This window comes from Enterobacter cloacae complex sp. AR_0002, from assembly GCF_001922365.1.
Lineage (GTDB): Bacteria > Pseudomonadota > Gammaproteobacteria > Enterobacterales > Enterobacteriaceae > Enterobacter > Enterobacter hormaechei_C.
The window spans coordinates 2,275,516-2,287,399 of the sequence record NZ_CP018814.1 but is presented as its reverse complement, the minus strand read 5'-3'; the positions used below and the strand labels follow the sequence as shown (position 1 = coordinate 2,287,399).

At 55.8% G+C, this 11,884-nt stretch carries 7 protein-coding genes; 6 read left to right on the top strand and 1 reads right to left on the bottom strand.

Annotation, left to right across the window (positions count from 1 at the left end; genetic code table 11):
* Entirely contained in the window at window positions 1-3,156 is a 3,156-nt protein-coding gene (locus AM329_RS11235; RefSeq protein ID WP_032608791.1) for an efflux RND transporter permease subunit, read from the top strand.
* On the opposite strand, the gene AM329_RS11230 is transcribed toward AM329_RS11235, so the two are convergent.
* Window positions 3,086-4,207, bottom strand: a complete 1,122-nt coding sequence (locus AM329_RS11230; RefSeq protein ID WP_023324277.1) for a YbdK family carboxylate-amine ligase — start codon at window positions 4,205-4,207, stop codon at window positions 3,086-3,088. The two genes, AM329_RS11235 and AM329_RS11230, sit on opposite strands and share 71 nt — an antisense overlap.
* A gap of 130 nt (window positions 4,208-4,337) precedes the next feature.
* On the opposite strand from AM329_RS11230, the gene AM329_RS11225 reads away from it, so the two are divergent.
* The 5 genes from AM329_RS11225 to AM329_RS26100 all read left to right on the top strand — a co-directional run bounded on the left by AM329_RS11225 (window position 4,338) and on the right by AM329_RS26100 (window position 11,727).
* Window positions 4,338-4,775, top strand: a complete 438-nt coding sequence (locus tag AM329_RS11225) for a DcrB-related protein (RefSeq protein ID WP_032608792.1) — start codon at window positions 4,338-4,340, stop codon at window positions 4,773-4,775.
* Window positions 4,776-4,792: 17 nt separating this feature from the next.
* Window positions 4,793-9,010, top strand: a complete 4,218-nt coding sequence (locus AM329_RS11220) for an RHS repeat-associated core domain-containing protein (protein WP_223831773.1) — start codon at window positions 4,793-4,795, stop codon at window positions 9,008-9,010.
* Entirely contained in the window at window positions 9,004-9,549 is a 546-nt protein-coding gene (locus tag AM329_RS11215; protein WP_032608794.1) for an SMI1/KNR4 family protein, read from the top strand. The genes AM329_RS11220 and AM329_RS11215 overlap by 7 nt, the downstream gene beginning before the upstream one ends.
* Before the next feature lie 397 nt (window positions 9,550-9,946).
* Window positions 9,947-10,867: a P-loop NTPase fold protein gene (locus tag AM329_RS26105; RefSeq protein WP_223831772.1), complete on the top strand. Its 921-nt coding sequence runs from the start codon at window positions 9,947-9,949 to the stop codon at window positions 10,865-10,867.
* A 14-nt stretch (window positions 10,868-10,881) separates the two neighbouring features.
* Entirely contained in the window at window positions 10,882-11,727 is an 846-nt protein-coding gene (locus tag AM329_RS26100) for a hypothetical protein (protein WP_192828483.1), read from the top strand.
* Window positions 11,728-11,884: the final 157 nt, after the last annotated feature.

Here is an 11,884-nt window from a genome sequence, read left to right as displayed (position 1 = left end):
ATGCTGACGTTTTTCATCAAACGCCCGCGCTTTGCGATGGTGATTGCGCTGGTCATCACCCTGCTGGGGGCCATCGCGCTGAGGATTATTCCGGTGGAGCAGTACCCGCAGATCACCCCGCCGGTCGTGAATGTGTCAGCGTCATGGCCGGGCGCCAGCTCGGCTGACGTGGCGGAGGCCATCGCCACGCCGCTGGAAACGCAGCTGAACGGCGTGGATCACATGCTCTATATGGAGTCCACCAGTTCGGATGAGGGCTCTTACAGCCTGAACATCACCTTTGCGGCGGGCACCGATCCGGATCTCGCCGCCATCGATGTGCAGAACCGCGTGGCGCAGGCCGTGGCGCAGCTGCCGACCGAGGCGCAGCAAAACGGCGTGCAGGTGCGCAAGCGGGCCACCAACCTGATGATGGGGGTAAGCCTTTACTCACCGAACAACACCCACACGCCGCTGTTCGTCAGCAACTACGCCAGCACCCAGGTGCGCGAGGCGCTGTCGCGTCTGCCGGGCGTCGGGCAGGTACAGATGTTTGGCGCACGGGACTACAGCATGCGCATCTGGCTGAGGCCGGACCGCATGAACGCCCTGAACGTGACCAGCGATGACGTGGCGCAGGCGCTGCGCGAGCAGAACGTGCAGGGGGCGGCGGGCCAGGTCGGCACGCCGCCGGTGTTTAACGGCCAGCAGCAGACGCTGACCATTAACGGGCTGGGGCGCTTAAACCAGGCCGACGACTTTGCCAATATCATTATCCGCGCCGGGGAGATGGGGCAGCTGGTGCGCCTGAAGGACGTCACCACCATCGAGCTTGGCTCGCGCAGCTACAGCTCTGGCGCGCAGCTGAACGGGCATGACTCCGCCTATTTGGGTATCTACCCGACGCCGTCCGCCAACGCCCTGCGCGTGGCCGATGCGGTGCGCGCGGAGCTGGAACGGTTATCCACGCGCTTCCCGGACGATCTGGTCTATGAAGTCAAATTCGACACCACCTCGTTTGTGGCCGCCACCATCAAAGAGATTGGCGTCTCGCTGGCGCTGACGATGCTGGCGGTGGTGGTCGTGGTGTCCCTGTTCCTGCAAAGCTGGCGCGCGACGCTGATTGTCGCCCTTGCCATTCCGGTGTCGCTGGTGGGCACCTTCGCGGTGCTCTATACGCTCGGCTACTCCGCCAATACGCTGAGCCTGTTCGCCATCATTCTGGCGCTGACCATGGTGGTGGATGACGCCATCGTGGTGGTGGAGAGCGTCGAAACCCTGATGGCGGAAGGGCAGAGCCGCACGGCGGCGACCGCGCTGGCGCTGCGCCAGATTGCCGGGCCAGTGATTGCCACCACGCTGGTGCTGCTGGCGGTGTTTGTACCGGTGGCGCTCCTGCCAGGGATCGTGGGCGAGCTGTACCGCCAGTTCGCGGTGACGCTCTCGACCGCCGTCACGCTCTCAAGCCTGGTGGCGCTGACCCTGACGCCCGCGCTCTGCGCGCTGCTGCTGCGCCCGCGACCGGCACAGCCCGCCGCCGTTTTCCGTGGGTTCAACCGCGGGCTGGACGCCACGCGCACGCTTTACACCCGGATCGTGAGCGTGTTCAACCTCCGTCCGTGGCTGGCGCTGCTGGCCACCGCAGGCGCGGCGGCGGTGGTGGTATTCAGCTTTATGTCGATGCCAAAGGGCTTCCTGCCCCAGGAGGATCAGGGCTACTTCTTTGCCAGCGTCCAACTGCCGGAGGCAGCCTCGCTGGAGCGCACCGAAGCGGTGATGACCACCGCGCGCGAGCTGATCGCTAAAAACCCGGCGGTAGAAGACGTGATTCAGGTCTCCGGGTTTAACATCCTCAACGGCACCAGCGCATCGAACGGCGGGTTTATCTCCATCATGCTCAAAGACTGGAGCGAGCGTCCGCCGCTGGATGAGGTGATGGGCACCCTTCAGCGACAGCTGCTGGCCCTGCCGGAAGCCACCATCATGACCTTTGCGCCGCCGACGCTGCCGGGGCTGGGCAACGCCTCCGGCTTCGACCTGCGCATTCAGGCGCAGGCGGGGCAAAGCCCGGCGGAGCTGGAGCGCGTGACGCGTGAGGTGCTGGCGAAAGCCAACCAGCACCCGCAGCTGAGCCGCGTGTTCACCACCTGGAGCAGCAACGTGCCGCAGATGACGCTCACCGTTGACCGCGAGCGCGCGGCCCGCCTCGACGTGCCGGTGTCACGCATCTTCAGCAGCCTGCAAACCGCTTTTGGCGGCACGCGCGCCGGGGATTTCAGCGTCAACAACCGCGTCTACCACGTAGTGATGCAGAACGAAATGCAGTGGCGCGAGCGCGCGGAGCAAATCAGCGAGCTGTTCGTGCGCAGCAACAGCGGCGAGCGGGTGCGTCTGAGCAACCTCGTCACCATCACGCCGACCGTCGGCGCGCCATTTATTCAGCAGTACAACCAGTTCCCGTCGGTATCGGTGAGCGGCTCGGCAGCGGAAGGGGTGAGCAGCAGCACCGCAATGGCGGCGATGGGCGAGATTCTGGCGGAAAACCTGCCAGCCGGGTACGACTACGCCTGGAGCGGCATGTCGTATCAGGAGCAGCAGACCGGCAATCAGGCGATATGGATCGTGCTGGCGGCGGTGGTGATGGCGTGGCTGTTCCTCGTCGCCCAGTATGAGAGCTGGACGCTGCCGGCGAGCGTGATGCTCTCGGTGCTGTTCGCCATCGGCGGGGCGCTGGTCTGGCTGTGGCTGGCGGGCTACGCCAACGACGTGTACGTGCAGATTGGTCTGGTGCTACTGATAGCCCTCGCCGCCAAGAACGCAATTCTTATCGTGGAGTTTGCCCGCGCCCGGCGCATGGACGGAATGGCGATTGTCGATGCCGCACGGGAGGGAGCATCGCGCCGCTTCCGCGCGGTAATGATGACCGCCGTGTCGTTCATTATCGGCGTCCTGCCGATGATGCTGGCGACCGGGGCGGGTGCCCAGAGCCGCCGCATCATCGGCACTACGGTCTTCAGCGGCATGCTGGTGGCGACCGTAGTGGGGATAGTGTTCATCCCGGCGCTGTTCGTGCTGTTCCAGCGCCTGCGCGAGTGGGGCCACGGCCTTACGGACTCGTCGCCCACAGCTCACAGTGCTTCTGCACCAGAGAAATCAGCGAGCCGCCATCGGCGATAAAGTCCCGCATGCGCTGCGCCTCGCTCTTGCCCTGCTTTAACAGCAGGGCAATTTCCTTGATTGCGCTTGTCGCGCCGAGCTTCTCGGCGGACGGCGCAACCTGCTCCAGCAGCCAGGCGATATCTTCCGCCACGGTTTTGTGCTCGCCGGTATGCACGTCTGTCAGAATGCCTTCCAGCCCGTAGCGACAGGCCTGAAAACGGTTAAAGCGATACAGCAGAAAATCCCGTTCCTGATGCTTATACGGCCGCGTGGTCAGCAGCCAGTGCGACGTCGCCTGAATAAGCCCGGCGATGTTAATCGCGTGGCCGAGCGTCAGCGGGGTATCCATCACCCGTACCTCAACGGTGCCAAAATGCGGGCTGGGGCGGATGTCCCAGTGCAGATCCTTAATGCTGTCGATCATGCTGGTGGAGCTCAGGCGGCGGAACAGCCCCTCGAACTCCTGCCAGCTGTTGACCCACGGCATCTGTCCGTTATCCGGGAAGCCCGAGAAGATGTTGAGACGCGATGAGGCGAACTTCGTGTCCGTGCCCTGCATATACGGTGATGCGGCGGCCAGGGCGATAAAGTGCGGCACAAAGCGCGACAGGCCGTGCAGTAGATAAATTGCGTCGTCCCCGGTCCGACAGCCGACGTGTACGTGCTGGCCGAACACCGTCGCCTGCAAAATCAGATAGCCAAAGCGCTCCAGCGTGACGTTATAGCGCTCGTCGTCACACACCTCCTGACGCTGCCACTTCTGGAACGGGTGCGTTCCGCCGCCGCAGATCTGGATGTGATGCTCCGCCGCCGCGCGCAGGATGCTCTGCTGCATCACCGAGAACTGCGCCGCTGCCTGGTCGATGGTCTGGCACACGCCGGTGGCGATTTCGAGCATGCTTTCGGTAATGTCGTGTTTGACTTCGCCCCCTTTGATGTCGTCTTTGACGGCGGCGATGAGGGCAGAGGAGTCCTGGCTCAGATCGTAACCCGGCGGGTTAACCACCTGGAGTTCGAGCTCAATGCCGAGGGTATAAGGTTCAGAGGATTTGAAGTCGGGTAAGGGCATGGCGCACTCCGTTGTCTGTTATGAATTGAGTATAGACAATGGGCGTGGCGCGCTCTTTTCAGGGGGATAGTCAGTATCAAACACATATGAGAAACTTGCTGCTTCTGAAAAATGTGGTGGGACCCGCTCAATGTCAGAATCATCTCCGAAGTACCATATAAATGAAGGGCTTATCAGCCTCCCTGATGGATATCATGATCGTACCGTCAACGTTTTCGCTCTGCCTGCCGGGGATGCGCCGGCGTTCAACATCTCCCGCGATGCCCTCAACCCCGGCGAAGCGCTTGCCGCGTATATCGATCGCCAGCTCGCCCTGATGGCAAAACACATCAAGGGCTGGAAGCAGGGCGAGCGCAGCGCCGCTACGCTTGGCGACAATCTTTCCCTGGGTGAAATTGTCCATGCCAGCTACCTGCGCGACGGGAAACGCATCTGGCAGCAGCAGGCCGTATTTAATGTCGACAGCGATAAAATTCTGGTCTTCACCATGACCTGCACCCGCGCGCCGGGCGATGCCGACAGCGCGCTGTTTGGCGATCTTCTCAGGAGCTTCCGCTTCCACCATTAACACCAGGGACAGTTGTTATGTTTGAAGCAGCACGCGTTGGTGATGATATTGGCCACTCCGGTGCGCTGGCCGGGATGATTGCCGGAACGATTGTCGGTGGCCTGATTGCCGCCGCCGGGGGCATTCTGGCGGGGGCCATGTTTATTGCCGGTCTCGGCGCATCCTGTCTAGGCGTGGGCGTCCTGCTCGTCGGCGCCAGCCTGGCCGTGGGGTATTACACCGGGGAGCTGGCGACCGCCGCCCGGGACAGCATCGCGGACGCCGGGGCATCCAGCATGACGAAGAAAGGCGTCATCACCTCCGGCTCGCCCAATGTGTATATCAATGGTAAACCCGCAGCCATGGCAACAGACAGCACGGTGAATTGCTCTGACGACGGCTCGCAGCAGATGGCTGAAGGCTCTTCGCGGGTCTCTATCAACGGCCTGCCTGCAGCACGCATCGGGGATCGAACCACCTGCGACGCGAAGGTGATGACCGGTTCGAACAACGTCATTATCGGCGGCGACCCGCAGCAAACCCTGCCCATTCAGTCTGAAGTCCCCGAGTGGCTCTACAAAGTCTCCGATCTTACCCTGCTGTTCGCCGGGCTTATTGGCGGGTGGGGCGGTGCCGCGGGTAAAGTCGGGGCGCTCTCTAAGCTGCTGGGCAAAATCCCCGGTATCAACAAGCTGGCCCGTATCGCCTGTCGCGCCGGCACGCTGATGACCGGCGTGGCGGCCGCGGGGATCATCGCTCGCCCGGTGGATATCGTCAGCGGACAGAAGTTTCTCAGCGGGGATGATGAGCTTGATTTCGTTCTTCCTTCCCGCCTGCCGGTGCGCTGGCAGCGCTACTGGCGCAGCGGCAACCCCGGCGACAGCGTGCTGGGCCGCGGCTGGAGCCTGTTCTGGGAAAGCCGCCTGGAGCATTATCAGGACGGGCTGGTGTGGCGTGCGCCGTCCGGCGATTACGTCGCCTTCCCGAAGGTCCCTAGAGGGCTGCGCACCTACTGCGAAAGCGAAAAAAACTGGCTTGAACATCATCAGGACGACAGCTGGTCGGTGTATGACGTCAGCGGCGAGCGCTGGCACTATGCGCCGCTTAAGGATGATGCCCCCTCGCTGCTCCAGCGCATCTCTGAACCCTGCGGCAACGATATCCTCTTCGAGTGGAACGCGGATAATACCCTGCATGCCCTGACCGATAGCGCGGGCCAGCGCGTGGTCTGCCGCTACGACCGTGACAGGCTCCTCGGCGCCTGGCTGGATGACGAGATCTGCCTGGTCAGTTACGCTTATGATGAACAGCGCCAGCTGGTCTCCGTGACCGGCCGGGGCGGTAGCGTGCGCCGACGCTTCCGCTGGCAGGACGGGCTGATGAGCGCCCACGAGGACGCCAACGGCCTGCTGAGCGAATACCGCTGGCGGGAGATTGACGGCCTGCCACGCGTGGTCGGCTTCCGCCACAGCGGCGGCGAACAGCTGACGTTCGAATACGATTTTGATAACGGCACCCGCCGCGCAACCCGCGAAGACGGCGCGCAGGCGCACTGGCTGGTGGATGACGACGACAACGTTGCCCGCTTCACGGATTACGACCGTCGCCAGACGACGTTTGTTTACCGCGACGGCGAACTCTGCGACGTCATCCTCCCCGGCGGTGCGATGCGCCGCAGCACGTGGGACAAATACGGCCGCATGACCAGCGAGACGGATCCGGCGGGCCGCCGCACGGAGTATCACTGGCATCGCCTGACCGACCGCATCACCCGCACGGTATACCCGGACGGCACCTCATCGCAGGCCTTGTACGACCTTCGCGGTCGCCTGCTGTCGGAAACCGACCCGGCCGGTAGCACCACCGCGTATCGCTATCCCGACGATGAAGAAAACCTGCCGGAGAGCATCACCGACGCCACCGGCGGCGTGGTGCGCCTGGTCTGGAACCACCAGGGGCTGCTGACGCAGCGCACCGACTGCTCCGGCAGCGTCACCCGCTTTACCTACGACCGCTTCGGGCAGATGGTTGCCAGCGAGGATGCGGAAGGGAATATCACGCGGCGGGAGTGGAGCCGTGCCGGGCTGCTGAGCGTCGTGATCCATCCGGACGGCAGCCGCGAGTCGCTGGTGTGGAACGAACGCGGCCAGCTCACGGGCTGGCGCGACCCGCTGGAAAGCGAGGTGAGCTGGGCTTATAACGCGCTCGGCCTTCCGGTCAGCCTAACCGACCGTATTGGTCGCGTGCGCCAGTGGCGCTACGACCCGCGCGGTAACCTGCTGCGACTCGATAACGGCAACGGGGCGGAATACCGCTTCACCTACGACGCCGTGGGCCGCCCGCTCAGCGAAACGCGCCCGGACGAGACCGTGCGCCATATGGAATGGGACGCGCGAGGGTTCCTCTGCGCGCTCGAAGAAAACGGCCGGCCTGCCGCCGACGGCGGCATCGCCCGTCGCGTCCAGCAGTTCAGCTATGACGACAGCGGGCTGCTGATCGGGCGTACTCAGCGCCACGCGGAGTACCGCTACTTCCGCGACCTGAGCGGCCAGATTACCCGCATCCGCCGCACGCCAACCGCCGAAGGCGTTGCCCTGGGTATCGAAAGCGATGAAATCGCTTACCGCCACGACGCCGCCGGACGCGTGCTGAGTGAGTCCGGCATTAACGGCGCGGTGGGCTACGAATGGGATACCCTGAGCAACCTGACCGGCCTGACGCTGCCCGGCGAGCAAAAGCTGGCCTGGCTGCACTACGGCTCCGGCCACGTCAGCGCCATCCGCTTCGGGCAGCAGCTGGTGACCGAGTTCACCCGCGACCGCCTGCACCGGGAAGTGCGCCGCACCCAGGGCGCGCGCGAGCAGCTTCGTCAGTATGACAGCCTCGGCAGACGCACCCTGCAGCGCAGCGAATTGAGCACGGACGTGACCCTGCCGGAGCAGGCGATACTGGAACGCCTGTATCGCTACACCGCGCGCGGCGAGCTTTCCGGCGTTAGCGACACCCTGCGCGGTGAGGTGGACTATGGCTACGACGCCGAAGGGCGTCTGCTGAAGCACTACGAGGCCCGACAGGGGCACAGCCGCGCGCAGTTCAGCTACGACGCAGCGGATAACCTCGCCGCCAATGACGATGCGGTACCGGTCACGGATAACCGCCTGCAGCACTGGCAGGCGCTGTTTATGAAATATGACCACTGGGGCAACCTGGTCAGCCGCCGCAACGGGCTGTATGAACAGCACTATGCGTATGACGCCGAGAACCGGCTAGTATCCGCCCGGGGAACCGGGCCGGAAGGGCGCTTTGAGGCGCGCTATCACTACGACGCGCTGGGCCGCCGCACGCGCAAAATCGTCACCACGACGCACGGCACCACCAACACCCGCTTCCTGTGGCAGGGCTACCGCCTGCTGCAGGAGCAGCAGGAGAGCGGGCTGTGCAGCACGTATGTATACGACCCGAATGAAGCCTGGAGCCCGCTGGCGCGGGTGGATCACCTTCGTGACCAGAGCAGCGGTGAGATTTACTGGTTCAATACCGACCTGAACGGCGCGCCGCTGGAAATGACCGACGAGCGCGGCGCGGTGCGCTGGAGCGGCCAGTACGGCAGTTTTGGCGAAGTGCGCCACCAGAGCGAAGGGTTCTCACGGCTTGTGAATCGTTCGGCAATGGCACACCAGCCGCTTCGCTATGCCGGGCAGTACGCTGACGGTGAAACCGGGCTGCACTATAACCTGTTCCGCTACTACGACCCGCAGGTCGGGCGGTTTATTGTGCAGGACCCGATTGGGTTGAATGGCGGGTGGAACCTTTATCAATATGCGCCGAATCCGCTGGGGTGGATTGATCCGTGGGGGTTAGAAGGTGTCAGGCTCCCAAGAAATAATGGCCATTGGGACGGAATACCAGGAGAAAGTAACTGGTATTCATATAATGACAAAGTTAATGCAGTTACATCGAACCAGCCTATACCTTTCAGTCAAGGAAGGCCTGATTTTTCTGCGTGGTCAAAAGGTACACTTACTTTCGAAGATGGTGTGCTGAATGGGACGGATAAAGATTTTTCAAAAGTATATAGTGCCATTGCAGAAAAAAAAGGCATTACACAGAAAGCGGCTCAGAATTTGTTAAGGGAAAAAATGCTTACTCCACATCATCTGAGTGCGAATACTATAATTCTTGTCCCAAGAGATCTTCATGGCAATGTGCCACATATTGGCTCCGCATCAGATATGAGGAGGAAAGGAAAATGTTGAAAAAATTAGAGCGCTTTGGAGCGAAACCGACGCCATTACCATTAGATGAACTGAAAAAGAGTTTAAATACATTAGAAACATCAATAGGGCCAATTCCTGAAAGTTATCGTGCCTATTTACTTCATTTTGGCGTTTCTGTTCTTTTTGAAGTAAATGTTGTTTTCAAAGCGTCACAACCTTCTCCGTGGTCTGATGAGCAAGGAAACGATACGCTTGAGTCTTTGTACGGCCTTGCAGAATCGGGTAAAGAATATACTGTCTTTGAAATGGCTGATACATACCGGAATGATTTTCGCGATCAATGGTTACCGATAGGAGCCTCGTCTGGTGATAATCAAATCTGTCTTTGCCTCAAGGGAGGTATGACGGGAGAGATCTGGTTTTGGGATCACGAGTCTGACCCAATATTCAATGATTCAGTAGTGACCTCCGGGCTGACGAAAATAGCAAACTCCTTCGATGAGTTTGTTGATATGCTTACTGCTCAGGATGATAAAATAGATGCATCAGGAGTAGTTAAAGTCGATCTTGATTTTTAATAAAAGTGTACTTGCGGTGATCCTGGCGAAGCCCATCTATTGCTGTAAGGTGGGTGTAGCTGGTGCAGAAGTTTACAGCATCAACAGCCGCTTCGCTATGAAAGAAATATATATTTTGCTTTTAAAGAGAAATAATGGATATCTTTTCCATCATAAATGATTAAGATTTGAGTTCTGTACTAGGGAGAGCTAGGATTGAATTATCGGCTGGACAGTTAACTCACGCACTTAGGCAAACCTTTGCTTCTCATTTATGATGAATGACGACAAAATATGAATGTTGCAAAAAAACTCGGTCATACCAATATAAAAATGATTATGAGATGCGATCATTTTGCACCTAATAATCTTAAAGAAGCGTTAAAATTAAAACTATTAAATTATTGTGGTGAAAAAGATGATAAAAAATGATGAACCCCTTAACGAACATTTGAGAACATACCTTGAGTATTATACTGGTTTAACAAATCCCAAGTATGCTGTGCTAGTTGATGGTGAGTGGGGGGTAGGTAAAACCCATTCTATCAATAAAATTTTCAAAGAAAAACCAAACATTTATGTAAGTTTATTTGGATTAACAACAATACAAGAAGTACACTCAACAGTTTTTGTTAAAATGTATCCCAAAAGATCTCGACTTAGAAAATTTTTCAACTGGTTTGGAAACTCCAGTATGAAAGCTAATGACTTAACACTCGCATTAGGGCCATTAATCGGAAACATAGCAAATGCTCTTATAAAAGAAAAGGTTGATAACTCCAAGTCAATCATTTTTGATGATTTGGAAAGGTGTAAAATAGATCAAGAAGATATATTTGGTGCAATAAATAAATACATCGAACACCATCAATGCAAAGTGATTGTAATTGCGCATGATAAAAAATTACAGGAAGGTTTGACAGATAAAAAAGAGAAAATCTTCGGGCAAATTCTAAAAGTCTCACCAGATATTCAGGGCGCCTTTAATCAATTTATCAAAAGAAGCAAGGCACCGAAAGCTTTTGAAAGTGTTAAAGATATTATTTATAAATCTTTTATTGCTTCGCAATGTAAATCATTAAGAGTATTAGATTACGTAATTAATGATTGTGCAAGGTTCCTACCTTGTATTCCTGAAAGTTTATATAATGATAAAAGATTATTGTCAGAATTATTTGTTTTGTTTACCGCAATAGATATAAACTATAGGCTAGGTCAACTAAGAGACAAAGACATTGAATCAAGAAACTCTGTTTATTATTACATTAATAAGGATAAGAATGCAGAAGATATATTTGATGCAATAAAAAAGAATTATAAAAAAACGAAGTCCTCTTAAATATTGAAAGTGATTTGATTTCAAATGAAATTTTAATCAATACGATTATTAATGGCGTATATATAAAAGAGCAAATCCATGACTGCATAAGTAAAAGCCGTCATTTTATGAAACCAGAGAGCTATGGACCTTGGTTTACTATCTTGAGCTTCGACTCATGCAAAACTGAAGAGGTGGATAAAGCGTTAGAAGAACTTTATGCTCTCTTTGAGAATATGCAGTTAGTCGAAAACGGTGAAATCCAGCATTCCATCAATGTATTGTTTTTATTATCAGATGCTCAACATATTGATAAAAGTTTTGATGAAATATATTCATTTTTTTTAGACTACGTTAAAAAATTACAATGTAATGATAAATTCCTACCTGCTGATCTCTTCACAGAATATGATCCAATTCGTGATTCAGCTTATGGATATGGATTTTGGATAAATGATTCTTATAGAAAATACTCAGCGAAATTGTACAAAATATTAATGGAGCATAGACAAATATCCTTAAGAAAAAAATATCCAATTTTTAGAGCTGAGCTGAAAAAAAATTTAAAGGAAGATACCGGAAAGTTTTGTGAACAAATTTCTAGAAATGGCTTCAGAGAGATAAATATATATGGTTATATTCCGATTTTAGCAAGTTTCAAACCTCATGAATTTGTTGATCTATGGCTTAGTATTGATATGTCAAAATGGCATAGTGTTAGAACAGCCCTAATAAATCGATACTCTGGCGGATCATTGCATGGTGATTTAGAGGACGAGGGAAAATGGCTAAAGTTTGTCAAAATGAATCTTAGATATCGCGCATCTAAGGGAACTGGTATCGACAAATTGAGAATTTCAAGATTGTTGATGGGACTGTAAATTAGGTCCCTCTTAAAAAATGTCGCAAAAGTGTTACAGCAACTTCCTGAGACTCGTTTATTAAATCAAGGTGACAGGTAGGCACGGAGCGGGTTAGTCATCTTCTTGCTCACAGAAGTCTGATGAATTGTTGCGAGTTATATGTCAGAGTTGGATC

What these genes read in the sequence shown, in the direction of transcription:
- AM329_RS11235 (WP_032608791.1), top strand. Translation starts at nt 1, where the DNA reads ATGCTGACGTTTTTCATCAAACGCCCGCGCTTTGCGATGGTGATTGCG.
- AM329_RS11230 (WP_023324277.1), bottom strand. Translation starts at nt 4,207, where the DNA reads ATGCCCTTACCCGACTTCAAATCCTCTGAACCTTATACCCTCGGCATT.
- AM329_RS11225 (WP_032608792.1), top strand. Translation starts at nt 4,338, where the DNA reads ATGTCAGAATCATCTCCGAAGTACCATATAAATGAAGGGCTTATCAGC.
- AM329_RS11220 (WP_223831773.1), top strand. Translation starts at nt 4,793, where the DNA reads ATGTTTGAAGCAGCACGCGTTGGTGATGATATTGGCCACTCCGGTGCG.
- AM329_RS11215 (WP_032608794.1), top strand. Translation starts at nt 9,004, where the DNA reads ATGTTGAAAAAATTAGAGCGCTTTGGAGCGAAACCGACGCCATTACCA.
- AM329_RS26105 (WP_223831772.1), top strand. Translation starts at nt 9,947, where the DNA reads ATGATAAAAAATGATGAACCCCTTAACGAACATTTGAGAACATACCTT.